A 25,523-nucleotide genomic window follows, 5' to 3' on the forward strand; every position below is an offset into this window, starting at 1 on the left:
CTTGATCTTCAGCGCAATCTGACAGGCCCATACATGACAACAACAAAGCTCTTCCTGGGTATCGACTGCGGCACCCAAGGCACCAAAGCGATCATCCTCGACGCCGACAGCGGTCAGGTGCTCGGTCTGGGCGCGGCGCCGCACACGATGATCAGCGGCGCCAACGGCCGCCGCGAACAAGACGTTCAACAGTGGCTCGACGCTTTCGTCAGCGCCACCCGCCAGGCCTTGCAAGCGGCAGAAGTCGACGGTCAGGCGATCCTCGGTGTCGGCGTCTCCGGCCAGCAACACGGCCTGGTCCTGCTCGATGAGCAAGGCGCAGTGCTGCGTCCGGCCAAACTCTGGTGCGACACCGAAACCACGCCGGAAAACGAGCGCTTGCTCGCACAACTGGGCGGCGAGAAAGGTTCGCTGGAACGCCTCGGCGTGGTCATTGCGCCGGGCTACACGGTGTCGAAACTGCTCTGGACCAAAGAGCAGCATCCCAATGTGTTCTCACGCATCGCGCGGATTCTGTTGCCTCACGACTACCTCAATTACTGGCTCACCGGCCGCGCCTGCAGCGAATACGGCGACGCTTCCGGTACCGGCTATTTCAACGTGCGCACGCGGCAATGGGATGTGCAGATCCTGCGCGACATCGACGCCAGCGGCCGTTTGCAAACCGCGCTGCCGGAGCTGATCGACGCGCACGCCGCCGTCGGCACCCTCCTCCCGGCAATCGCCGAGCAACTCGGCATCAACCCCAACGCCGTGGTTTCCAGCGGCGGTGGCGACAACATGATGGGCGCCATCGGCACCGGCAATATCCAGCCCGGCGCGATCACCATGAGCCTCGGTTCGTCCGGCACGGTCTACGCCTATTCGGAGGAGCCGAACGTCAGCGCCGATGCCTCGGTTGCCACATTCTGCTCCTCCAGCGGCGGCTGGCTGCCGCTGATCTGCACGATGAACCTGACCAATGCCACCGGTGCCATTCGCGAACTGTTCAAGCTCGACCTGCCGACATTCAACGAATTGGTCGCGCAATCGCCGATCGGTGCCGAAGGCGTGAGCATGTTGCCGTTTCTCAACGGCGAACGCGTGCCCGCCCTGCCCCACGCCACCGGCAGCCTGCACGGGCTGACGATGGACAATCTGACCCAGGCCAATCTGTGCCGCGCGGCTGTCGAAGGCACCACCTTCGGTTTGCGCTATGGGCTGGATTTGCTCCGCCAGAATGGTTTACAAAGCCTGCGCATCTGCCTGATCGGCGGCGGCTCGAAGAGCGCGGTGTGGCGGCAGATCGTCGCCGACATCATGAACGCCCCGGTGATCTGCACAGAACAAAGCGAAGCCGCCGCACTGGGCGCGGCGATTCAGGCAGCGTGGTGCGCGTCGCGCTCGAACGGCGATGATGTGTCCCTGGCCGATCTGTGCGAACGCTGCGTCAAACTCGACGCGCGCAGTGAAACCCTGCCGATCGCCGCCAATGTCGCGGCGTTCCAGCAGGCCTACGAACGCTATCAACAGCATGTCGCAACCCTATAACGAGCAAACAACTATGTACCTGGTGTGTGGCGAAGCCCTGTTTGATTTTTTCAGCGAAAACGACGCCATCGGTCTGGCCTCGAAAGTCAATTTCAAGGCAATTGCCGGCGGCTCGCCGTTCAACGTCGCCGTCGGACTGCGCCGCTTGGGCGTGGACTCGGCGCTCTTCGGTGGGCTGTCCACCGACTACCTCGGCCGACGTTTGCAGCAAGTGCTGCAGGACGAAGGCGTGCGCCCGGAATACCTGGTGGATTTCGCCGCGCCGACCACCCTGGCGATGGTCGCGGTAGGCGCCAATGGCTCACCGCACTACAGCTTCCGTGGCGAAGGCTGTGCCGACCGGCAACTGAGCGAGGCGCATCTGCCGACACTTGGCGACGAGGTGCGCGGCCTGCACATTGGCTCGTTTTCGCTGGTGGTGCAGCCGATTGGCGACACGTTGCTGAAACTGGTCCAGCGCGAAAGCGGCAAACGCCTGATCAGCCTCGACCCCAACGTGCGCCTCAATCCCGAGCCGAACATCGAGCTATGGCGCGAACGCATCGCCACGCTGGTACGACTGGCCGATCTGATCAAAGTCAGCGACGAGGATCTGAGCCTGCTCTATCCCGAGCAAGATCCGCAGCATGTTATTGAAGGCTGGCTCGAACATCGCTGCCAGATCGTGTTCCTGACACGCGGTGGCGACGGCGCAACGGTGTTCAGTCGCACCCATGGCTCGTGGTCGGTGCCGGCCAACCCGGTTCAGATCGCCGATACGGTAGGCGCCGGCGACACCTTCCAGGCGGCGCTGATCACCTGGCTGACCGAACATTCGCTGGACTCGGTAGAAGGCGTCCAGCAGCTCAGTCGAGAGCAAATCGACGGCATGCTCAGGTTCGCCGTACAAGCCGCCGCGCTGACCTGCAGCAAAACCGGTCCGGATCTGCCCTATCGTCATCAATTGAGCTGAGCGCGTAGACTGTCGGCCTTTTTGCGCACGACGGAAAACAGCTCTTGAATCACAGGCACATCCTCGCCCTCCTGACCATGGCCACCCTGCTGAGCGGTTGCGGCACCTCGCCGCCCCGCTCCCCGGAAGACATCTGCGCAATCTTCCGCGAGAAAAGCGATTGGTACGACGCTGCGCAAGTCACGCAGAAACGCTGGGGCGTGCCGATCCAGGTGCCGTTCGCGATCATGTATCAGGAATCCGGCTACCGCTACGACGCCAAGACGCCGCGCAAATACCTGCTCTGGGTGATTCCTTGGGGCCGCGTCTCGACCGCGTCCGGCTACGCGCAAGCCAAGGACGAAGTCTGGGCCGACTACCAGAAAAGCACCGGCCGCAACTGGGCCGATCGCGAAGACTTCGACGACGCCATCGACTTCGTCGGCTGGTACATGGACAAGACCACCTCGATCAACGGCGTGTACAAATACGACGCCTATAACCAATACCTGAACTACCACGAAGGCTGGGGCGGCTTCCGCAACAAGACCTACGCGAGCAAAGCCTGGCTACCGCCGACCGCGCGCAAGGTGCAGAACCGTTCGGATCTGTATGCGCAGCAATATGCCGGCTGCAAGGAAGACCTCAATCGCGGGTTCTGGAGCCGGTTCTGGCATTGGTTGTAGAAGCCCTTCGCGAGCAGGCTCGCTCCCACAAGACCTTAGTGAACGCCGATTTTGTGTACACCCGAGAAACCTGTGGGAGCGGGCTTGCCCGCGATGGCAATCTCTCAAACACCATCAAAGTCTATGAAAGGCCCGATTTCACTGACCCAAACCGCCCTCCTAAGGGTTTTCCCTATGGCACTGACGCCCCACACCTACGCCATTTGCGCCTTGAATGAGGCCGTCTAATCCTGCAACATCCATCACCTGCTTATTCAACGGACGGAATTCAAGGCATGCTGGACGCCAATGCAACCCACATCACCCTCTCGATCGAAGACGCCAACGCCGACCTGCAAGTCCTCAGCTTCACCGGTCGCGAAGCCCTCAACGAACCGTTCCGTTTCGACCTCGAACTGGTCAGCGCCCGCCCCGACCTGAAGCTCGAAGAGCTACTGCACAAGCGCGCCTGCCTGACCTTCGGCGCCACCGGAGAAGGCAAGATTCACGGCCAGGTCTACCGCATCGAGCAGGGCGACTCCGGCAAGACCCTGACCCGCTACAGCATCAGCCTGATGCCGCAACTGGCGTATCTGCAGCACAACCATGATCAGCAGATCTTCCAGCAACTGACGGTGCCGAAAATCATCGCCCAGGTGCTGGAAGATCGCGGCATTCTCTCTGACGCCTACAGCTTCCAGCTCGGCGCCGAGTATCCGGAACGCGATTATTGCGTGCAATACGACGAGTCCGACCTGCATTTCATCCAGCGTCTGTGCGAAGAGGAAGGCATCCACTTCCACTTCCAGCACAGCAGCATCGGCCACAAACTGGTGTTCGGCGACGACCAGACGGTGTTCCGCAAACTGAAGCCGGTCAGCTACCAGCAAGACTCCGGCATGGCCGCCGAGAAGCCGGTGATCAAGCGCTTTAACCTGCGCCTGGAAACCCGCACCACCCGCGTCAGCCGTCGCGACTACGATTTCGAAAAACCAAAGCTGCTGCCCGAAGGCGCGGTCAAATCCGAATTCGCCCCGGATCTGGAAGACTACGATTACCCCAGCCGCTTCACCACCCGCGAGCGCGGCAAGTTCCTCTCGACTCGCGCCCTCGAACGCCATCGCAGCGACTACAAACTCGCCGAAGGCAAAGGTGATGAACCGACGCTGACCAGCGGCCATTTCCTCACGCTCGCCGAACACCCGCGCGCCGAGTGGAACGACCTGTGGCTGCTGCTGGAAGTCTTCCACGAAGGCAAACAGCCGCAAGTGCTCGGCGAAAACGTCACCAGCGACGTCACCGACAACAAAAGCGATTTCCATCAGGGCTACCGCAACAGCTTCCTCGCCACCCCGTGGGACGCGCACTACCGACCTGCCCTCGAACATCCGAAACCGAAAGTCCTCGGCAGCCAGACCGCCGTCGTCACCGGCCCTGCCGGTGAAGAAATCCACTGCGATCAATACGGCCGCATCAAGGTGCAATTCCACTGGGACCGCGACGGCCAGTCCGACGACAAAACCACCTGCTGGATGCGCGTCACCAGCGGCTGGGCCGGCGCAGCCTACGGCGGCATCGCCATCCCGCGCATCGGCATGGAAGTCCTCGTCACCTTCCTCGAAGGCGACCCCGACCAGCCCCTCGTCACCGGCTGCCTGTACCACAAGGAAAACGTCGTCCCCTACGACCTGCCGGCCAACAAAACCCGCAGCACCTTCAAAACCCTCAGCTCCCCGGGCGGCAAGGGCTACAACGAATTCCGCATCGAAGACAAAAAAGGCGCCGAACAGATCTACATCCACGCCCAGCGCGACTGGGACGAAAACATCGAACACGACCAGAAAATCCGCGTCGGCAACGAACGGCATGACACTGTTGAAGCCAATGTGCTTAGCGAATTCAAGGTTGAAGAGCACCGGATCACCCATCTGGACCGCATCAGCGAAATGCGCGCGGATGATCACCTGACGGTGGGTGTGACGCAGCATGTGAAGGTTGGGACTGGGCAGTTTGTTGAGGCCGGCAATGAAATCCATTATTACGCCGGCCAGAGAGTCGTGGTCGAAGGCGCCATGGAGCTGACCGCGAAGGCTGGAGGCAGCTTCGTCAAGGTCGATGCGGGTGGCGTGACCATCAGCGGCGCTGAGGTGAAGGTCAATACCGGCGGCTCGCCCGGGGTGGGCACGCCGGCGGCGCCGTTGTTGCCGGGGCCGATGAAGGTTGTGGATGCGGATAAGGCGGGGAAAGCACCGCTCCCTGCCCGTCTTAATGAGTCAGGTATCACCCCGCTGTGCGGAAAACAGAGTAACGGCGCTTGCAGCCGTAAGGATTGCACATGCATGTAAAAGCGCTGAGCGCTCTCCTCGCCGAGCCTCGTTACGACTTTTCAGACCTGCCCGCTACAAGCGAATCGCTGTGTTTCATCATCGACCAAGGGCTCCAGCCAGACGCTTTGGGTCGTCTTTATCGATTAGGCGAACCCGTCGTCGCTCAAGGTCTGTTTGTAGGGACAGACCTTGCAGAGATTCCTGACGAGCCATTGTGGCTGGTGGCCCCAAAGGGCGGCAAAGTGGCAAAGGTCGCTGTGGAACTATGTGAGGAACGCTTTTCGGGAATTGCAATCTCAACCCGGGATCCTGAAAAAGCTCTGGCTCATGCGCGCTGGCTGCTTAAGGCAAACGATGGTTCAGGTGGCCAAAGTCTGCTGAGTTTCCACAAGCCGAGTTTATGGGCTGCGCTGGCCTACACCGCCGATAAAGCATTCGACCAGTTACTAGGCTGCTGGGAGGCGGTCTACAGCCCTGCGCCGATTCATTTCGGTCAAGAGCGTGGGCGATGGCTGACCTGGAAGGCCACCGATCAATCAACGTGGGACGGTGACAGAGCGGCGTTCAATCTGCCCGAGGCGGCCGCGAAAGTACAAGCGCGCCTGGGCTGGATGTACTGGATCGATGAGGAATACACAGCATTCAATGAGCCATCCGATGACCGCTTGAATGACATGGCGGACAACCTCGACATGTTGCTCAAAAACAACATTTATGATGGCGATCACCTGCTCAAGCTTGGCCATGTCGTGAACGGTCCGCTGTTCGAGACCCAGCTTGGGATCATGGCGATCCTGCAATCAAAGGACGAGTCGTTTATCAAAGTAGATCGGCTCCTGGAATCAGCCGCCGTTGCCCAACACTAAGGCGACGCGACAACAGAACGGAATCACCATGGAAATTACAAATCACGCTGTGATGCCCGGCGAAACTCTGGGCCAGATTGCTACGCGCTACAACACTACTGTGGCGCAACTTCGTCAGATGAACCCCTTCATCACCAACCCGGATAACGTCAAAGTCGGATGGAACCTGAGCGTTCCGAAAAGCGCACTAACGCCTGCTGCGCCTGCCGCTCAGACACCTGCCGCGGCTCAACCGCCTGCGCAAACTACCCCGGAAGCCGCAACTCAGTGCTCTGCGGAGGATCTGGTTGAACTGGAGCCTGTCAAAGATACCCCTGATCAGAGCTCAAAGACTTTCAAACCGCACGCGCCTCCCTGCTCGAAAAAGTTTGCAAGTGCGATTTATGCCACCGAAGAGCAAGAATTTTGGCTGCTTCCCGAACGGGCAAAGTCCGCCATCAAAGAATCCATGTTCGCCCTGGATAAAATGATTGCGCCCAGCAAACCACGTGATGCACGCCTGAACGGGTTGCAGGAATCTGGTTTGCTGGAATACTTCCTTGAGCCTAAGTTGAGTAATTTCCTCACGGGCGCACAGCGTGCACGTATGGAAGAGTTTGAAGCGATGGGCGATGAGATCGAAATCGATCCAGCCACCGCTAAAAAAAGGCAGAACGAAGCTAATGGAAACAAACCGGCAGTCGCTCCTGCTCAGTCCACGGAGGAGGAGACGCCAGTATCTCGCCTCGACCGTCTAGCGGCAGACATAGCTACTGACCAGCGCGTTCACGAAGCATATGCCGACTTTTACAAGCGGCGGGCTGAGTGGGTCGCGTTAAAAAAAGAAGCGGTAGCGGCCGCTAAGTTAGAAGGCTACACCTACGAAAGCGGCTCGCTGTACTCCAAGGAGGCGATTGAAGCGCGGGCACGCGTGCAAGCTTATCTGGAGGCTCGCAAGAAATTCCTCGGCAACAAAAACTTCAAGCAGGTATCGCTGGAAGACGTTGCCAAAGCCTTGGCAGAGAAGAAAAAAAGCTACGAAAACATCTGCAGCGGCATGACTGACTGCACCGCCGATCTGGTCGGCTATGTCTACACTCTACACAAAAACGCCGATGCGCTTGAATACCACGCTTACACTGAATCCATCATCAAAGCGTCTGAATATGGTCTGGCTCTTCCGGAATTCGCCTTGATCAGTGACGGACTCCCTTCCGGTATCGAGCAGTTCAAACTGTATCTGGACACAGAGAAAGAGCAGGTAGAAGTTACAGCGCAACTTCAGGAGAAATACAAACGCTGGATCGAGGCAACAGGCCAAAATGCACAGGCGCCAGCCGGCCTCGTTGATGCAGAACGTGCCAAGTGGGATCAACTACAAAAAATCAAGGATGACCTCCAGGCCACAGCCCAAAAAAATGTCAGCACCAGTAAACCTGGGCGCTATTTAATTTGGGAACCAGAAGAGTTCCAACCGAAACCAATCGACCGTATGGTAAAGCCAGGCTTTCCACTGCGTGAAGTCAGCCTTTCTGACGCCAAGGGCACGCCCCTTGGATGGTTCAGCATGGCGAACCTGAAAGACGCAAAAAAAATCATCAATGAAGATTTAAAAAAGGCGGCTGGCTCGATAAAGAAGGTAAAAGAAAGTTTACCTACCGACGCTACCGAAGGCTCTGATAAAAACAGTGAAATCAGTTCGTTCCGCCAATGGCTCTTGGATCAGGGCGCAATAAAAATCAGTGATCAGGCTGGCGACTGTTTCGACGAAAAAGGCTGGTTCAAAGCTAAAGACTTTTACGCGTACTTGAAAAAGCAAGGTTATGAGATTACTGAACTAGAAGACGACGCGGCCCTAACTAACTGGGGCAAGCACCTTCAGCAACTAGTGTTCCAGAAAAGTGTGCGCGGCGAAGTAAGGCTGTTTGATGCAAGTCCTCAGGCTCAATTCGTCCGCTGTCTGACTCCTCCACAGCCGAGCATTCACGGTGAACTGAAGCTAGAAGGCCCGAAGATGTCCGCCGCGGAAGGCTTCCAAATATCTGGGGAGATGGGATTGAGCCTGGACTTGGCACGGGGCGAAGTTCAGTTAATGAAAGTGGACATGCCTGCCAAAGCCAACGCTCAAGAAATCATGCTTGACTATCTCTTGGACGGCAGCCCACGACAAATGAGTTTCGGCCGCTTCTCCTTTCACTTTGGTGTAAAGGCCTGGGGTTACGCTGGAGCGTCGTTATTGTTAGCTGGCAGCGTCGAGCTGAGCCCTATCTTCGGGAACGTCAAATATGGAGCGTCGCTGAGCCCGGTAAAACGCGCACAGCGTGAAGACGCTTCTGCAAAAGAAGAACGCGCCGATCACGCAGCCGCCAAGCAAGCAAAAACCGATAGCGGTGACGATAGTCCTACTCCTGATCTTGAACACAAATCGAGATCCGGCACCTACGCCGACTCCAAAAGCACAGAGCAACTGCGCGGCGGACGTTTCGCCAAAGTACAAATCGAAAACGGCGCAAAAGCCAGCTTCAATATTTTTGGAGGCTTGCAAGCCGCTATTGAGCTTACCGGCGTATTGAACTGGGCACCGCCAAAAGAACTCGTCGCCTTACGCACCCGACCTTCAATGGGGATTGGCAGCGCTAAAGACGCGAAAAACGCAAATCCCTGGTTGACGCTGGCGAAGTTGAGCGGATCAGTTGGGGTGGCATTTGGCGCGGGCTTTCAGGGAACGGCGCAGGTGTCTCTGGATAAGGGGCGTTTTATTTTGAACTTGAAAGCGGCTGTGGTACTTGGCCCCGGTGCAAATGGTAGCTTCAAGTTCGAAGTCGGTTATGAGGCAGTGGTTGATCTTGTCAACTTGTATCGCAAGGAGTTGCACAGAGCCAAAGGCAGAAAAGTGGAGTGGATGGAAACAGAAGCGGGACAGTTTGCATCGGCGCTGAACGCATTAGGAGCTGCTGGGCTTAGTGTGGAAATGTCTTACCTGATGGGTTGGAGTGTTGTCATGGACTTGTATGACGCGATGACCAGCGGAGGAAAAGGTGGTCCGATTGCTCATGCGATCATTGAATACCAGAATCCCGACGAACTAAAAGCTTGGGTAGTTGAAGCCACTCCCGCAGCACTAGGCCCCATTTTAATGACTCTTACGTCCAATCCTGAAGATTTTTCAATTGCAGCGACAGAGGAAAGCGACACGTCTTCAGCATTTAGCAAGCAAGATTACCCAAAAGACAAGGCGCATTTAGCCCAACAGCTGGCAATCGGAACAATTATCGACCACATAGTCACTAACGCGAAAGAAAAGAACACATTAGAAGAGGCTCAGAAACAATTCGAACTGGCCTGTGCCAGCATGAATAAATTTGGTATCGAACCTGTTGACATTGGTCAAAAATACTGTGAAAACCGTTATTTACTCGATAATTTCATGAGCGACGCTGTACTCAGTTTTACCGATCCAAGGGGAAATAAAGCAAGAGCACGCTATAAAGAAAACTCAAAAATTTTAGGCCAACGTATTGACGGCGCTTGTAAAATCGCAATGGGCGAAAACAGTTATATTCCTAGAACATCCGTAAAATACTTACCCGCAGCGAGCGAATAACTTTGAAAATGAAGTTCAATATAATTCGGGCACCCTTCTATGCTTTTTTTATTTTAATGTGTGCGACCGCGAATGCGGAACTCACCTCCCAACAACAGGAGGCAAAGCAGAAAGGTATAGAGCTATACAATCAATACAAAGCTATCTCTGCAATTGAACCATTACAAATAGCAGCCGATGGCGGTGACGATGAAGCACTTTATTATCTCGGTGAAGCGCGAAGAAAAAACAACCGTCACATGACTGCGGAGGCTAAAAAAGCATACGAAAGCTCCGCAAAAAAGGGGAACATCTACGCCATGATTCGCCTTGGAAGGATTGGAGAAGATTTGTGTACGACCATGAAAAACTGTCCTCCAGGTGAAGATTCTGCCAGTAGCTGGGTGATTAAAGCTAAAAGCCTTGCCGTTGAACGAGCAAAGCAGGGAGATAGCGAATCAATGTACTTGTTATATGAAATGACGGGCAACGATGAATGGTTGGAGAAATCCGCAGAGAACGGATTCGCATTTGCTCAGTTCCGTCTGGCGACGAAGTACCAAGAAGGGAATGGCTCATTTTTACTACCCTCAAGGCGCAAACAAGCTATCGAACGATGGATGAAGGCGTCCGCTGAAAATGGTTATCCACTCGCAATGATGGGGTTAGCCGCAATCATGATAGAAAAAAATGATCTAGCCTCGTTCAGATTCTGGAACGAGAAAGCCGCCGACTCAAGCTATGTAGAAGGTGTATTTGGATATGCATCCTACATAGGTGAAGAAAACTCCAAGTACGGTTTCGCATTCGACCCAATTAAGTCCTATGCTCTACTTTCAAATCTGCTGGAGCTTAATGGCGGAGGTAACGTAACACGAGATGTCAATGACACATTACCTGACATAGAAAAAAACCTGTCAAAAGAGCAATTAGAAAAAGCAAAAGAACTCGCAAAAACGTGGAAGGCCACCCACCCGCCGCTCTCGTTCTTTCCAGATAAGTTAGGGTACTGAAATTTTGCAGCACAGCCTTATCATTAATTTTTTTCGAGCACGTCAAAGCCCGTACCCTAATGATTCATATCGCAAACGACAAATGCCCGAGACAAGGGAAAAGCAACCGTAAATAACTCAGCTCATGTTCACATCGGTTAACTCAGCCTTAACGCCATAGTCAGAGACTCCATACCACCGCACACCCTCAGCTCTCCCCCGCTGACGCCCAGTGCGGCAGGCTCGTCCGGCTTCGTGCCGGGCGCCTCTCCGTTACGCTGGAGTCCTCTCATGAACATTCGTCCCTTTCTGCTCACCGCCACCCTCGCCTGCTGCTCATACGCCGCACTGGCCCAAGCCAACGACACCTCCGCCACATCGAATCAAACACCCTACCAATACGGCATGCCACTACACGTGGCGAAGGTGCTTTCGTTAACCGAGCCGCCGACCTCGGAATGCAAAGTCATCACCGCCGACATGAAATACATCGACAACACCGGCAAGCACGCACAAATCAGCTACCGGAAATTGTCTGACGCATGCCGTCAACAGAACTGACAGACGCTTCTGATTTTCCGGTTGGCCATAGGCTTGGGGTGGCTTCGGCGGTTATGCTCAGGGCCTTCCCTACTGCCGCAAGGATTGGCCATGCAGTTGTCGTTCCGCACGTTGTCGAGCTTCACTTCAATCCTGTGTTTTCTGCTGGCGCTGGTCTGGGGATTTTTTCCGGAGGTGTCGCTGGCGATCTGGAGCATTGGCTATTCGGAAGGCACTGGCGTAGTCGCAAGGCGCAGCGCGGTGCTGTTTGCGGCGTTGGGGGTGATGTTTTATTTGCTGCGCAATGCTCCGCCGTCAGCGGCACGCAGTGCACTGAGCAATGGTTTCATCGTCGGCTGTTTCGGTTTGGCGGCGTTGGGTTTTGGCGAATGGCTCAATGGCCATGCCGGCCCCGGAATTTTGCTCGCGGTGCTGGTCGAGTTCGCGCTGGGCCTTGGCTTTGTGCAGGCCCGGCGCGTGACGGTCGAACTGGGTGAAACGGTGGGTTAAACAGCTCGAGAACGAGCGCTGGTTTGATGGGTCGTGGTTTGTTGCGCGAGGTCGGAACGCAGGCCAGCGACCAGGTTGTTGATTTCACGGCAGCTGTTCAGGCGGCTGGCGTCGATTCCACTGACGTAGAGATCGGCTTGGTCGGTTCGATGGTCGCCAAATACTTTGACGGACATCGACAAGTCGGGTGACAGCGTGCACTGGCAGCGTTTCGGCAAGAAGCTGCTTTCAATGATGTTGCGTAATTCCAAGGCAGATAAAAACATGGCGAACCCTCTCCTTTCTGTGCGATTGCCAATCAAGTATTCACGCTGACCCTCTGCTGCGCCTTCACGGGTGTGCCCCCGCTGTTTCCCTGGTGCGGCAATTGGTGGTACTGCGAAATGCCCATTGGAGTGTAGGCGCCCAAATCCTGTGCGCCTCACCCAAAGAACGCATAAAACGTGCCTTTGATCGGTTCGTTTTGCTCCCTTAAAAATCAAGCACTTGGAAATGTGGCCAGTATCCTGCTATTTGCAAATTGCATGAATCGACCACCCGTCCACTGCAATCTGCAATCTTCAGGCGAATTTGCTTTCGACGACCATGACGGCAAGAATGTCTCCCATTGCAATTCAACCCGCACGGAGGCCTTCATGAATTCCTTAAGCGTTTGCGCGATCACCGGCCTGTTGATCGCCAACCTTTCCACCCTCGCCCACGCCGCCAAGCTCGAAGACATCGCGCCGTATCCCAAAGCCGAAGCCGGGTTTACCCGACAAGTCATCCATCTGCCCAAGCAAGAGCAGGAAGAGAATTTCCAGGTTGAAATTCTCGCCGGCAAAACCCTCGAAGTGGATTGCAATCGCCAGCGTTTGGGCGGTGTGCTCGATGAAAAGAATCTGCAAGGTTGGGGCTATCCGTTCTATCGCCTGGAAAAGGTCGTCGGCCCGATGAGCACGATGATGGCCTGCCCGCCTGGCAGCAAGAAAAAGCGCGCTTTCGTTCCGGTCGTCGGTGATGGCTTCATGTTGCGCTACAACAGCAAGCTGCCAGTCGTGGTGTACGCGCCTTCGGACGTCGAAGTGCGCTATCGCATCTGGTCGGCGTCGGACAAAGTCGGCACCGCCCTGCAGGAATAACCGGAGCCCAGCCCTTGATTACTTGCCACGTCAGATATGTGATCGATCCTTACCAGTTACCCGCTTTCGAAGCCTATGCCAAAGCGTGGCTCGACATCGTTGAGCGCTTGGGCGGCACCCATCACGGCTACTTCCTCCCCTCGGAGGGCGCGAGCAACATTGCTTATTGCCTGTTCAGTTTCCCGTCGCTGGCCGATTACGAAAGCTATCGACATATTGCAATGACCGACCCGGAAAGCACCGCACTGGTTGCCGATCTGGTCGAGAAGAAATTCATCGTCAGTTACGAGCGCACGTTTCTGCGCCCGCTGCTGCCCTGATCGACATCACGCCGGCACGCCGCAAGCAGCGGCGCGTTCGGCGACATGGCGCAGGCTGTCGAAGTTGATGTTGGCCCCGGAGTCGATGGCGACGAATGTCTGATCGCGAACCCCACTGCGCGCCACGTACTGCTTGATCCCCGCAACAGCCAGCGCACCTGAAGGTTCAGTGATCGAACGGGTATCGTCGTAGATATTCTTGATCGCGGCGCAGAGTTCGTCATTGCTGACCGTGATCACCTCATCTACGCAGAAGCGGCATACCTCAAAGCCATACGCGCCGATCTGCGCCACCGCGACGCCATCGGCGAAGGTGCCGACGCTCGGTAGAACCACCCGCTCGTCCGCACTTAAAGCCGCTTGCAGGCACGCCGAATGTTCGGATTCGACGCCGATGATCCGCACTTCCGGGCGCAGGTATTTGACGTAGGCCGCGATACCGGCGATCAAACCTCCGCCCCCGACCGGGATGAAGATGGCGTCCAGCGCGCCTTGATGCTGGCGCAGGATTTCCATTGCCACCGTGCCTTGTCCGGCGATCACGTCAGGATCATCGAATGGTGAAACGAACGTGCATCCGGTCTGTTCGGCCAAATGCAACGCATGGGCCAGAGCAAAGGGGAAACTCTCGCCATGCAGCAATGCGTCGGCACCGCGACTGCGCACGCCGAGCACCTTGAGCTCAGGGGTGGTAGACGGCATGACGATCGTCGCGCCGATGCCCAATTCCCGTGCCGCCAGCGCTACACCCTGCGCGTGATTACCCGCCGATGCAGTGATCACTCCCCGCGCTCGCTGCTCATCGCTCAGTTGCACGAGTTTGTTGTAAGCACCACGGATCTTGAAAGAGAACGTCGGTTGCAGATCTTCGCGCTTGAGCAGGACCCGATTGCCCAATGCTTGCGACAATGCCGGCGCAGGCTGCAACGGGGTACGCACCGCAATGTCGTACACCGGCGCGGCCAGGATTTTCTTTACGTAGTGCTCGAGCAGGGCTTGCTGGTCGGGGCTGTGCGGCATGGTCGTCTCCTGACATTTATCAGAACCCCGGAGACAGAAAGTAAAAACCCGCCTCTAGGGCGGGTTGGGTGCTGCAGCCGTGAGCTAGCCCGCCAAATGAGGAATGGCGGTAATAATGCTTGGCTGGCAGCGCGATACGGTGAAAGTCATGGGCTGGAAATTAGCCTGCCAGCGGATGACAAGTCAATGGCCCGCTGCAGAACTTTGAATCTTCCTAATGACTGAACAGTCACTGCAAAAGAGCACAACAACTTCCGCTCCAAGCCGATGAAAGTGGAGATTGACCATGAATATCCGCCAAGCGCTATTCGCCGTCCCGCTGCTGGTCGCCGCCCTGTCCAGCCCTGCTGTATTCGCTGTCGATGAAAGCGACGCCGTGAAAAAGCCCGAATGTCCGAAAGGTCAGGTGTGGGACAGTAAAACCCAGCAATGTGTGTTGCAGACCAGCGGCACAACGCAGCCCTGAAATTCGTCATACGGTTCAGGCCGTGGCCGGCAACCACAGTCTGAATCGCGCCCCACCCAACGGCGAACTCTCAACGGTCAGCGTGCCGCCCTGCGCTTCCAGCGCGCGGCGGCAGATCGCCAGACCGAGGCCGAAACCACCCGTCGCGCGATCACGGCTGCGGTCGAGCCTGTAGAACGGTTCGAAAATCCGCTCGCGCTCATCGTCGGGAATGCCGATACCATCATCGTCGACCCATATCTCACACCCTCCGGCAATGACCTGCACACCGATCTGAATGCGCTTTTCGCAATAGCGCATGGCATTGCGCAACAGGTTCTGGATAGCCCGGGCGGTCAGGCGCGGATCCAGCGCGAAGCGTTCGAGTTGACCGTGCAGCAGAACGTCAATCACGATGTCTGGCGACTCCAGTTCCTCATCGACGCTGCCGAGAATGCTGTCGATGAACTCGTCCAGCGACACCTCGATGCGCTCGGGCAATTGCGCCGGATTCTGCAAGCGGCTGTAGGAAAGCAACTCCAGCACCAGTTCATCCAGTTCACGAATATGCGCAACCAGGCTCTGCAAACGCTCGCGACTGGCGGCTGGCAAGTCTTCGGACAACGCCAGCGCCAGGCCGAAATCCAGACGCGTCAACGGCGTACGCAGCTCATGGGAAACAGCGTTAAGCAGATCGCGCTGCTGGTTGAGCAGGTTTTCAATATCGCCGGCCATAGTGTCGAACACATTGGCGAGACTGCCGATGTTCGAACTAGGGGCAATTCTGGTTCGCTCGCTCAAGTGGCCTTTGCCGAAGCGTTCGGCGGTGCCTTTCAGACGTTCAAGATCGCGCCAGTGCGGGCGCAACCAGAGCAGCAGGCAGCCGAGCAACATGGCGCCGATCAGCACGTTGATGCTCCAGTACAACAGATCGACGTCGACAGGATCCGGCGGTACGACCATACGCACGGCCATGTCCGCATTCAGCGGAGTCACCGCCAGCGTTCGCCAGCCCCAATCGCCGATGCGCACCACGTTCTCACCACGGTGCAAACGTTCCTGCTCGATGGGCGTGAACACCGGGTCGTCGATTGGCGTCAGGACGATGTGCAGCGGCTGGAATTCCTTGTCCATCGCCGCCGCAATCGCCGGCCATTGCTCTTGCGGCGCAGCATGAAACTGCTTGGTGATCAGCGATTGCAGACCTCGGGAGAACTCCAGGTTGTAGGTGACGAAGCGGTCCCGAAAGGCCATGACCACCAGATCCGGCACCAGATAGATCGCCGCACTATAGGAGACGATTGTCACCAGATACAGGCGAAACAGAATGCGAAACATCAGCTCAGCATTCCCACTCGGAGCGGCTGAACAGATAGCCCTTGCCCCACACGGTCTTGATCTTGCGCGCCTCGCCGGCGTGATCATCGAATTTGCGCCGCAGCTTGGAAATCGCCACGTCCACCGAGCGGTCAGTGCCATTGAATTCAATACCGCGCAGCCGCTGAAGAATCTGATCGCGACTCAGCACTTCGCCGGCATGCCGGGCCAGCACCACCAGCAAATTGTATTCGCCGCTGGACAGTTCAACCGCTTGATCACGCCAGGTCACGGTGCGCTCGGACAGATCGATGCACAGATTGCCCATGACGATCCGATCGTTGACCGCCAGCGGTTCGCCGAGGCTGCTGCGCCGCAACAACGTGCGCACTCGCGCCAGCAGCACTCGTGGCTCGCAGGGTTTGGTGACGTAGTCGTCAGCGCCCATTTCCAGGCCCAGTACCTGATCATGACTGTCATCGCGGGCCGTGAGCATGAGGATCGGCAGTGTCGCCGAATCGGCACGCAGCAAACGGCACACCTGCAAGCCGTCGAGGCCCGGCAGCATGAGGTCGAGGATCACCAGATCCGGCGGACTGATCCGCGCCCGCTCGCGCACATGGTCGCCACGGCCGATGACGCTGACGGAATAACCGTTGCGCTCCAGGTAGCTGGAAATCAGTTCGGCGAGGGCGGTGTCGTCTTCGACCAGGAGAATGTTGGGCATGGGGTGTTCCAGAGAATGCTGTGGCGACAGTCGGGACTCATTCGCTCGCACATTGAAATGCGATCTCCTGTGGGAGCGAGCCTGCTCGCGAAAGCGATCGAACTGTCGCAATAAATTTCAAGGCCTGCAGGATATACGCCCTCGCGCACCACCGAGCAAAACCCTTACACAATTTCACACAGCAGCTACAAAGCTTCACCGCTAACCTCCCCGTCTGGCCGTAGGATGCGGCCTTCAATATTGGGGGTTGTACATGTCTGGAAAACTGCTGGCCGGGCTCGGCCTGATCGCATTGGCGCTGACGCTGAGCGCCTGTGACTCATCCTCGAACGCCGAAGAGCAAGCACCACCAGCCACCGTGCGCATCGAGACCATCAAAACCCAGCCATTGTCGATCAGCAGCGAACTGAGCGGCCGCATCGCCGCGCCACGGATTGCCGAAGTGCGCGCACGCGTGGCCGGCGTGGTGTTGCAGCGCACCTACCGCGAAGGCAGTGACGTAAAAAAAGGCGATGTGCTGTTCCGCATCGACCCGGCACCTTTCAAGGCGGATCTGGACAGTGCCGAAGCCGCGCTGCGCAAAGCCGAGGCCAACGCCTTTCAGGCCAGATTGCAAGAACAACGCTATGCGCAGTTGATCGAGGATCAGGCCATCAGCGGTCAGGACTACGACAACGCCCGCGCCGCTGCCCGGCAGACGGCAGCTGATGTCGCGGCCAGCAAAGCGGCGCTTGAACGGGCGAAACTGAACCTCGGCTATGCCACCGTCACCGCGCCGATTTCCGGCCGTATCGGTCGCGCCTTGGTCACCGAGGGTGCGTTGGTCGGGCAGAACGAAACCACGCCGCTGGCGTTGATTCAGCAACTCAACCCGATCCATGCCGACCTCACCCAGTCGACCCGCGAGCTCAATGAACTGCGCCGGGCATTGCGCTCCGGGCAGTTGCAGGAAGTCGGTCAGGATCAAGCGAAGGCCACGCTGATTCAGGATGACGGTAGCGTGTATCCGTTGCCCGGCAAGCTGCTGTTCAGCGACATCACTGTCGATCCCGGCACCGGGCAGATCATTGTGCGCAGCGAGTTTCCCAATCCGGATCTCGACTTGCTGCCGGGCAGCTTCATCCGCGTACGCCTTGAGCAGGCAACCATCCAGAACGGCATCACCGTACCGCAACGCGCGGTGCAGCGTGACAGTGCCGGCATTGCCCAGGTGCTGACTGTCGATGAACAGATGCGCGTGGCGCAGCAACCGGTGCAACTGGGTGCGGTGCAGAACAATCGCTGGATCGTCACCGGCGGCCTGAAGCCCGGCGACCGTGTTGTCATCGAAGGCCTGCAACACGCCCGTCCCGGGGAAAAGGTGCAGATCGACGAAACCCCACTTCCACTTGCCCAGACCACTGGTCAGTAAGCAGGACGCTTCTATATGCCGCAGTTCTTTATCGACCGCCCGGTGTTTGCCTGGGTGGTCGCCCTGTTCATCCTGTTGGCCGGTGTGCTGGCCATTCCGCAGTTGCCGGTGGCGCAATACCCCGACGTCGCCCCGCCGCAAATCGAGATTTACGCCGTCTACCCTGGCGCCTCGGCGCAAACCGTCGATGAAAGCGTGGTCAGCCTGATCGAGGAAGAGCTCAACGGCGCCGATCACTTGCTCTACTTCGAATCACAAAGCAGCCTGGGCAGCGCGACGATCAAGGCAACCTTTCAGCCGGGCACCAATCCCGAGCTGGCGCAGGTCGATGTGCAAAACCGCCTCAAGGTGGTCGAGTCGCGCCTGCCGCAAGCGGTCAATCAGCAGGGGTTGCAGGTGGAGAAGGTCTCTTCCGGTTTCCTCTTGCTGATCACCCTGACCTCCAGCGACGGCAAGCTCGATGACGTTGCGCTCAGCGATTATCTGGCGCGCAACGTGATGAACGAGATAAAGCGTCTGGACGGTGTCGGCAAGGCGCAGTTGTATGGTGCCGAGCGGGCTATGCGCATCTGGATCGATCCGCAGAAGCTCATCGCGTTCAACCTGACGCCGGCCGATGTCAACGACGCCATTGTTGCGCAGAACGCCCAGGTTTCGGCAGGTAGCATCGGTGATCTGCCGTCACCTTCGACGCAGGAAATCACCGCGACAATTCTGGTCAAAGGCCAATTGTCGACGCCGCAGGAGTTTGCCGACATCGTGCTCAAGGCCAATCGCGACGGCTCCACGGTGCGCATCGGTGATGTTGCGCGGGTCGAAATCGGCAGCCAGGAATATCAGTTCGGCACACGCCTGAACGGCAAGCCGTCCACCGCCGTTGGCGTGCAGCTTTCTCCAGGCGCCAACGCGCTGAACACCGCGACACTGGTGCGGGCGAAGATGGATGAACTGGCGCGCTACTTCCCGGCCGGCGTGGAATACAAGATTCCTTACGACACTTCGCCGTTCGTCAAAGTCTCGATCACCAAAGTGATCTACACCCTCGGCGAAGCGATGCTGCTGGTATTTGCAGTGATGTTCCTGTTCCTGCAAAACGTGCGCTACACGCTGATCCCGACACTGGTGGTGCCGGTGGCGTTGATGGGCACTTTCGCGACCATGCTGGCGCTGGGGTTCTCAATCAACGTGCTGACCATGTTCGGCATGGTGCTGGCCATCGGCATTCTGGTGGATGACGCCATCGTCGTGGTGGAGAACGTCGAGCGCATCATGGCCAGCGAGGGCCTGTCGCCCAAGGAAGCCACGCGCAAGGCGATGACGCAGATCACCGGGGCGATCATCGGCATTACTCTGGTGCTGGTCGCGGTGTTTATTCCGATGGCATTTATGCAGGGTTCGGTCGGGGTGATCTACCAACAGTTCTCGCTGTCCATGGCCACCTCGATTTTATTCTCCGCGTTCCTCGCCCTGACCTTGACGCCGGCGCTGTGCGCGACATTGCTCAAGCCTGTCGGCAAAGGCGAGCACCACGAGAAGTCCGGATTTTTCGGCTGGTTCAATCGCCGATTTGAGCAATTGACCGACCGTTATCAGGGTTGGGTCGGCTATGCGCTCAAGCGTACGGGTCGCTACCTGATGATCTACGTGGTCCTGCTGATTGGACTCGGAATCTGTTTTGCGCGCCTGCCCTCCTCGTTTCTGCCGACCGAGGATCAGGGCTACACCATTACCGATATTCAATTGCCACCCGGCGCAACGAAGAACCGTACTGTACAAGTAGCCGAGCAGCTCGAAGCGCACAACGCCGGTGAGCCGGGAATCAGTGACAGTGTGGTGATCCTGGGTTTCAGTTTCTCCGGTAGCGGGCAGAACGCAGCGCTGGCGTTTTCGACGCTCAAGGATTGGTCGGAACGTGGCAGTGACGATACTGCCAGCTCAATCGCCGACCGCGCCAACGCGGCGCTGAGCCAGATCAAGGACGCCATGGCCTTCTCGGTGCTGCCGCCGCCGGTGGATGGCCTTGGCACGTCCAGCGGTTTCGAGTTCCGCTTGCAGGATCGCGGTGGTCTGGGTCATGCGACGTTGATGCGGGCGCGTACCGAGTTGCTCGCCGCGGCCGAAAAAAGCCCGGTATTGATGAACGTCCGTGAAAGCGCGCTGGCCGAAGCACCGCAGGTGCAGCTGATCGTCGACCGCAAGCAGGCGAATGCCTTGGGCGTATCGTTCGCCGACATTGGCAACGTGCTGTCCACTGCCGTGGGTTCGAGTTACATCAATGACTTCCCCAATCAGGGCCGTATGCAGCGGGTGGTCGTGCAAGCCGAAGGTGATCAGCGCAGTCAGGTGGATGATTTGCTGAAAATGCATGTGCGCAACAATGCTGGAAACATGGTGCCGCTGTCCGCATTCGTCCAGGCCAACTGGATTCAAGGCCCGGCGCAGTTGACTCGTTACAACGGCTATCCAGCGATCGCGATATCTGGTGAACCGTCACCCGGGCACAGTACCGGCGAGGCCATGGCGGAAATCGAACGACTGGTTGCGCTGGGGCCGAAAGGTCTGGGTCAAGAGTGGACCGGTTTGTCGTTGCAGGAACGCCTGTCAGGCAATCAGGCGCCGGTTCTGCTGGGCCTGTCGCTACTGGTGGTATTCCTGTGTCTGGCGGCGCTGTACGAGAGCTGGTCGATTCCGACCTCTGTATTGCTCGTTGTCCCGCTTGGTGTGCTCGGCGCGGTACTCGCCGTGACACTGCGCGGCATGCCCAACGACGTGTTCTTCAAGGTCGGACTGATCACCATCATTGGTCTGTCGGCGAAAAACGCGATCCTGATCATCGAGTTCGCCAAGAGCTTGTATGACGAAGGTCACGATCTGATCGATGCGACGTTGCAGGCCGCGCGTTTGCGTCTGCGGCCGATCGTGATGACATCGCTGGCGTTCATTCTCGGTGTGGTGCCGTTGGCCATCGCCACCGGCGCCAGTTCGGCCAGCCAACAGGCGATCGGCACTGGCGTGATCGGTGGGATGATTACGGCGACGCTGGCGGTGATCTTCGTCCCAGTCTTCTTCGTCGTAGTGATGAAACTCGTACAACGGTTCACCAAACCCCACTGATCCAAATGTAGGAGCTGTCGAGTGCAACGAGGCTGCGATCTTTTGATCTTGAAAAGCTAAAGTCGAAAGATCGTCCGATCGCGGCCCGAGCCTTCGGCAGCTCCTACAAAAGCCGGATCGCCTGCGCTATGGTGCGCTGACAGTTCACCAACGTGAGTCACCATGCGTTTCCTCGCCCGCACCCACCCTCGCCTTTCCGCTGCCGCCTCGCTCGGCCTCGCCACCGGCCTGTTGGTCCCGGCCGATTCCATCGTCAGCAAAATTCTCATTGGCTGGAACGTCGGTGTCTGGACATACCTGATCCTGATGTTCTGGCTGACCATACGCGCCAAGGCACCGGACGTGCGACGCATCGCCGAAGTCGAAGACGAGAACGCCGGACTGGTGCTGTTTGTGGTGTGCATTGCCGCGTTGGCCAGTCTCGCCACCATCACCCTTGAACTGGCCGGCAGCAAAGACCTGGAAACCTCACGCAAACTCATGCACTACGGGTTCACAGCGCTGACAGTGACCGGCTCATGGCTGCTGATAGGTGTGATCTTCTGTGTGCACTACGCCAGATTGTTTTACACCTGGGACGGCAAAGAGCCGGCGCTGCGTTTTGCTGAAGGACTGACCACCCCCAATTACTGGGATTTTCTGTACTTCTCGTTCACCATCGGCGTGGCTGTGCAGACTTCGGATGTGGGTGTTGCAACGCGGGATATTCGAAAAATTGTGCTGGCGCAGTCGTTGATCGGTTTTGTGTTCAATACCGCGATCCTCGGGTTCTCGATCAACATTGCAGCAGGATTGTTCGGCTGAAAAACACGGCTTGTTCTGGCAGTTCAAAGCTCACAAAAACGTACGCCTGTAAACTGTCAACACTGACAGTTTACAGGCGTACTGTATTCACGCTTCCATACAACATCCAGAAGTAGGACGGGTCAGTCTTTGGATGTCCCCAACCATATTGTATGGAGATAAAACTCATGAGCTATGCAGCCCGAGCCTACACGACGATCTCTCCGGTTTTAGCGCCGACCTATTTGTCAGCCACTATCAACGGCGATGCCAACCCAAACTACAGGTTTGTCAAAATCCCTCAATTCATGGAGTTTCGATCTACCTCTGTACCTTCCTTCGGGCCGAAGCCCTACCCGGAAGGCCTGCGTTACGTCCTGACAGCTGGACACACTAAGGATGGTGTGACGCGTACGCTTGAGTTTGTGTTCCCTTTTAAACCCCAATCGTCGACCTATGACCTCTCCAAAGATAGCGATGATGTCAGAAGTACCTACTATTCCAATCCTGCGACGGGTGATCTGCACGTCTCTGTGAGCGGGAGCCTGACATTGAAATATGACGACATTAAAAAAACCTTGAGTGGCACTTGGTCCGGCACATATGACCATGGTGGAGAGAGCGGCAACGAAGAGTTTCCGATCACTGGGGAGTTTGTCGCTAACGCAGACCTGAGCAAGAGAAAAAACGCTTACTGACTACGACAAAAAGGAAGCTGCGAGGCTTCCTTTTTTTAATGCTGATGCAATCAGAAACTGAAGCTCAGCCCGACACTCCCTCCTAGCTCCTGGTCAGCTTTGCTGCCCCTGCTGGTCCCTATCTCGCCATACAGTTGCCATTTGTTATTGGCCGGAACCCAATTGAGGCCCCCGGTCAGCTCTAGGCTGGTGCTGGACAAATCGTTGTTGAATCCAGTGTCATTCACGCTGACACGATTATTGTTGACGAATTCATGACTTAACGCCGCGTGCAGCCTGGGTTGCAATTTTCCGCCATTGTTCAGCACCACCTCGCGGCCAACGGTCATTCCGACCTTGCCGAGCAATGAGCGGGTCTCGTTGCTGTCTACCTGCAGTCCGTTGTCCAATTTGTAGTCCTTGCCTTTTACCGTCGCAACACCAACCTGAGCAGAGGGTTCGATGAAGTAACCTCGGTTAAAGACTATATGCTTACCCACTTCGACGGTTCCACTGATGCCGAGATTATCGAAGTCACCCTTTGTTCGAGTGTCATCGCTCAAGGTGACTTTGACGTCATTACTGAAACGGTTGATTTTGCCAACGGTATCCACGTAATACCCGGTCGTTTCGTCATACCAGGACAGATACATCCCGCCATAGGTGCTGTTGATCGTGCCGGCGCTGCCGCGGGCCAGGTTAAGGCGAGTGGTGCTGTAGCCACCAAAAACCCCGATCAACCATTGGCCATCACCTATCGGTAGTGGCGTGTCCACCCCCAATGAGACGCCAGTCTGATTTTGTTTATAACCATCACCGTAGGCATTCTTGACGTTGTACTGATTGGCATGAGTGCGTATCCACAGGCCGCTGGTCGCGTTCTGATTATCTGAGTCCAGTGCCGCAATCGATCGCGATCGCGGCTGAGTGCCGGCCATGCGACGGTCGCCGAGGCGAGTATTGAGAGTGGTCATTTCCGAATAGATAACCGTAGGAGCGGTACCGGCAATAGCCAATGCTGTTTGTGAACCTGTACTCGGCGTTGTCCCATCAGTCCGCAGGAAAATACCTTCGCCCTCTCGCACCAGTTTGTACGCCAAAGCACCACGATCAACCTGACCGTTTCTCAGATCGAACTCAGCATCCCCGCCAGCGATGTTAGCCACTTGAAGCGGTGCACCGGTGACAGGTTCGCTGGCGCTTGCACCAACTACCAGCTCGTGACGGCCACTGGCTGATTCCGTGACATTGAGAAAGTCCGTTTCACCGGTGGACACGTCAGCATCCAAAAAAACCGGCCGTTGCCTGACAGGTTGGCAACATCCAGACGGACGAACTCGGCGGGCGTGCCGAATCTGACGTTCCCTCCCTGCATTTCGAGATTCGATAACGAATTGCTGCCATCCAGGTTCCATTCAGCGCCACGCCCGATGGACATAGCGCTGACGCCAGTAACCGAACCGTGCAGGATCGAGTCGTTATCCAGCATCACGACGCCAGCCCCGGAGCCCTGAATGTTACCGGTGAGTATGCTTCGGGTATCAAGCGAAACAGAATCGACGTTGGTCAAATCGCCGTCAAGGCTGGCATTGTTTTGCAAGAAAACCGCGGCGGTCCCGCCGTCAGCAACCGCTACATTGCCGGTCAACTGGCTGTCGTCGATTTGAAAGCGCGCTGCTGCGCCATCCATGACCTCGAGGATATTACCGTTGCCGCCGATCAGATTCGAACGGTTAGCTATCTCGATCAATACCGGTTGATCGTCCGGCGTCGCAAAATCGACTTTGATCGCTGCGCCGGTGCGGCCCTGCACGGTTGACCCATCAATCTTCAGTACACTCTGTGCGGTGACATCGCTCGGGTTCAGGACAGTATCCTCGCCAAAGATGATCCCATTCAGTTCCCCGGTGACCTCGCTGGCTGCACTGACATTGGCGTTGCCGCCATAGAGTTCGAGACCAACACCATCGGCGTCTGTCCCTTCAACCCGGCTGTCCACCAGATTCAACGTACTGAGGGATGTCACCGCTGCACCCGAAAAACCGCCTGTCAAAGTACTGCCAGTGACGGTCGCTGTTGAGCCAACGGGTATATTCAGGTCGCGCGCAAGCGACATTGCTCTGCCATCGCTGGACAGCGTACTGCCGGATACCACTGCCGAGCTGTCGGTCAAGCTCAGCGCAGTGTCAAAATTGCTAGCCGTCACCGTTGCCGCGTCCAGAGACACTCGGGCGTCTGCGGAGGCTTCAATCTGTGAAGTGCTGGCGGAAATCGCGTTTAACGTCCCACCGCCGACAACGATGTTCAGCGTATCACCGCCATTGACGTTGAGCGTGGCGGTGACAGGGATGAACCAGGCTTCTGGCGTAGCACCGCCGGATACGGTTTCGACTTCACCAGGATTGAGATTTCGGGAAAAGGCCGTCTCGGATATTGCAATCAGCAATGCTGCGCAAGAGAGCGTGCCAGCGAGTTTTGAAACTGTCGGTCCCAAGCAATTTTCAAACGTCATATTCACTTCTCGTTGAGTTTTATCGGGACGGAAGAAAGACGGTTCAGACGTACATATTCCATCAGACGACCGTTGTAGACGGCGCTGGAGAATACCTGCTAGTCCGGACTTTCTCTGTAGGACTAATCCTCTTAATAGGTGGGCTTAATCGCC

The 25,523-nt window shown here is 57.1% G+C and carries 21 protein-coding genes and 1 pseudogene; 16 read left to right on the plus strand and 6 right to left on the minus strand.

Features of this window, described 5'->3' with window-relative positions:
* Nucleotides 1–33: 33 nt before the first annotated feature.
* The 9 genes from xylB (at nt 34) to AB4N73_RS09375 (ending at nt 11,923) form a co-directional block, all read left to right on the plus strand.
* Nucleotides 34–1,530 carry a xylulokinase gene (xylB, locus tag AB4N73_RS09335; RefSeq protein WP_460143316.1) on the plus strand — a complete coding sequence of 499 codons (1,497 nt, stop codon included), beginning with the start codon at nt 34–36 and terminating at the stop codon, nt 1,528–1,530.
* A 13-nt stretch (nt 1,531–1,543) separates the two neighbouring features.
* On the plus strand, nt 1,544–2,482 hold the full coding sequence (locus AB4N73_RS09340; RefSeq protein ID WP_460143586.1) for a carbohydrate kinase family protein: 939 nt from the start codon (nt 1,544–1,546) through the stop codon (nt 2,480–2,482).
* Between the two features lie 77 nt (nt 2,483–2,559).
* The gene (locus AB4N73_RS09345; RefSeq protein WP_041480414.1) at nt 2,560–3,147 is read left to right on the plus strand and encodes a transglycosylase SLT domain-containing protein; all 588 of its coding nucleotides are present in this window, start codon (nt 2,560–2,562) and stop codon (nt 3,145–3,147) included.
* A gap of 275 nt (nt 3,148–3,422) precedes the next feature.
* Nucleotides 3,423–5,471, plus strand: coding sequence for a type VI secretion system Vgr family protein (locus AB4N73_RS09350; protein ID WP_460143317.1), 2,049 nt, complete (start codon nt 3,423–3,425; stop codon nt 5,469–5,471).
* Nucleotides 5,462–6,319 carry a DUF4123 domain-containing protein gene (locus AB4N73_RS09355; RefSeq protein WP_460143318.1) on the plus strand — a complete coding sequence of 286 codons (858 nt, stop codon included), beginning with the start codon at nt 5,462–5,464 and terminating at the stop codon, nt 6,317–6,319. Before AB4N73_RS09350 ends, AB4N73_RS09355 begins: the two co-directional genes overlap by 10 nt.
* A 28-nt stretch (nt 6,320–6,347) precedes the next feature.
* Nucleotides 6,348–9,902: a LysM peptidoglycan-binding domain-containing protein gene (locus tag AB4N73_RS09360; protein ID WP_256810003.1), complete on the plus strand. Its 3,555-nt coding sequence runs from the start codon at nt 6,348–6,350 to the stop codon at nt 9,900–9,902.
* An 8-nt stretch (nt 9,903–9,910) separates the two neighbouring features.
* The gene (locus tag AB4N73_RS09365; RefSeq protein ID WP_256810004.1) at nt 9,911–10,894 is read left to right on the plus strand and encodes a tetratricopeptide repeat protein; all 984 of its coding nucleotides are present in this window, start codon (nt 9,911–9,913) and stop codon (nt 10,892–10,894) included.
* Between the two features lie 270 nt (nt 10,895–11,164).
* Nucleotides 11,165–11,434: a DUF2790 domain-containing protein gene (locus tag AB4N73_RS09370; RefSeq protein ID WP_460143319.1), complete on the plus strand. Its 270-nt coding sequence runs from the start codon at nt 11,165–11,167 to the stop codon at nt 11,432–11,434.
* Between the two features lie 90 nt (nt 11,435–11,524).
* Nucleotides 11,525–11,923, plus strand: a complete 399-nt coding sequence (locus AB4N73_RS09375; RefSeq protein WP_460143320.1) for a hypothetical protein — start codon at nt 11,525–11,527, stop codon at nt 11,921–11,923.
* Here the strand turns inward: AB4N73_RS09375 and AB4N73_RS09380 are convergent.
* Complete coding sequence (locus AB4N73_RS09380; RefSeq protein WP_016774885.1) at nt 11,920–12,189, minus strand: DUF1652 domain-containing protein; 270 nt, start codon at nt 12,187–12,189, stop codon at nt 11,920–11,922. The two genes, AB4N73_RS09375 and AB4N73_RS09380, sit on opposite strands and share 4 nt — an antisense overlap.
* 369 nt (nt 12,190–12,558) lie before the next feature.
* Between AB4N73_RS09380 and eco the strand changes: the two genes are divergently transcribed.
* On the plus strand, nt 12,559–13,044 hold the full coding sequence (gene eco / locus AB4N73_RS09385; protein WP_095180122.1) for a serine protease inhibitor ecotin: 486 nt from the start codon (nt 12,559–12,561) through the stop codon (nt 13,042–13,044).
* Between the two features lie 14 nt (nt 13,045–13,058).
* On the plus strand, nt 13,059–13,364 hold the full coding sequence (locus tag AB4N73_RS09390; protein WP_056789713.1) for an NIPSNAP family protein: 306 nt from the start codon (nt 13,059–13,061) through the stop codon (nt 13,362–13,364).
* 30 nt (nt 13,365–13,394) lie between these two features.
* Here the strand turns inward: AB4N73_RS09390 and ilvA are convergent.
* Nucleotides 13,395–14,384, minus strand: a pseudogene (gene ilvA, locus AB4N73_RS09395) (threonine ammonia-lyase, biosynthetic); the annotation flags it as partial.
* A gap of 286 nt (nt 14,385–14,670) precedes the next feature.
* Between ilvA and AB4N73_RS09400 the strand changes: the two are divergent.
* The gene (locus AB4N73_RS09400) at nt 14,671–14,850 is read left to right on the plus strand and encodes a hypothetical protein (protein ID WP_016774888.1); all 180 of its coding nucleotides are present in this window, start codon (nt 14,671–14,673) and stop codon (nt 14,848–14,850) included.
* Between the two features lie 15 nt (nt 14,851–14,865).
* Here AB4N73_RS09400 and AB4N73_RS09405 read toward each other — a convergent pair whose 3' ends face one another.
* Both AB4N73_RS09405 and AB4N73_RS09410 read right to left on the minus strand, forming a co-directional pair.
* Entirely contained in the window at nt 14,866–16,167 is a 1,302-nt protein-coding gene (locus tag AB4N73_RS09405) for an ATP-binding protein (RefSeq protein WP_460143321.1), read from the minus strand.
* A gap of 4 nt (nt 16,168–16,171) precedes the next feature.
* A complete protein-coding gene (locus AB4N73_RS09410; RefSeq protein ID WP_016774890.1) occupies nt 16,172–16,873 on the minus strand; it encodes a response regulator in 702 nt (233 codons plus the stop codon).
* Between the two features lie 253 nt (nt 16,874–17,126).
* On the opposite strand from AB4N73_RS09410, the gene AB4N73_RS09415 reads away from it, so the two are divergent.
* The 4 genes from AB4N73_RS09415 (at nt 17,127) to AB4N73_RS09430 (ending at nt 22,879) form a co-directional block, all read left to right on the plus strand.
* Complete coding sequence (locus AB4N73_RS09415; protein ID WP_041480213.1) at nt 17,127–18,284, plus strand: efflux RND transporter periplasmic adaptor subunit; 1,158 nt, start codon at nt 17,127–17,129, stop codon at nt 18,282–18,284.
* 15 nt (nt 18,285–18,299) lie between these two features.
* Complete coding sequence (locus tag AB4N73_RS09420; protein WP_460143322.1) at nt 18,300–21,398, plus strand: multidrug efflux RND transporter permease subunit; 3,099 nt, start codon at nt 18,300–18,302, stop codon at nt 21,396–21,398.
* A gap of 162 nt (nt 21,399–21,560) precedes the next feature.
* The gene (locus AB4N73_RS09425; RefSeq protein WP_056789701.1) at nt 21,561–22,202 is read left to right on the plus strand and encodes a DUF1345 domain-containing protein; all 642 of its coding nucleotides are present in this window, start codon (nt 21,561–21,563) and stop codon (nt 22,200–22,202) included.
* Between the two features lie 167 nt (nt 22,203–22,369).
* Entirely contained in the window at nt 22,370–22,879 is a 510-nt protein-coding gene (locus tag AB4N73_RS09430) for a hypothetical protein (protein WP_056789698.1), read from the plus strand.
* A gap of 50 nt (nt 22,880–22,929) precedes the next feature.
* Here the strand turns inward: AB4N73_RS09430 and AB4N73_RS09435 are convergent, their stop codons facing one another.
* Together AB4N73_RS09435 and AB4N73_RS09440 are read right to left on the minus strand one after the other, a co-directional pair.
* A complete protein-coding gene (locus AB4N73_RS09435) occupies nt 22,930–24,135 on the minus strand; it encodes an autotransporter outer membrane beta-barrel domain-containing protein (RefSeq protein WP_460061544.1) in 1,206 nt (401 codons plus the stop codon).
* Nucleotides 24,069–25,370, minus strand: coding sequence for a hypothetical protein (locus tag AB4N73_RS09440; protein ID WP_460143323.1), 1,302 nt, complete (start codon nt 25,368–25,370; stop codon nt 24,069–24,071). Before AB4N73_RS09440 ends, AB4N73_RS09435 begins: the two co-directional genes overlap by 67 nt.
* Nucleotides 25,371–25,523: the final 153 nt, after the last annotated feature.

Source organism: Pseudomonas sp. S3_B08 (assembly GCF_054667725.1).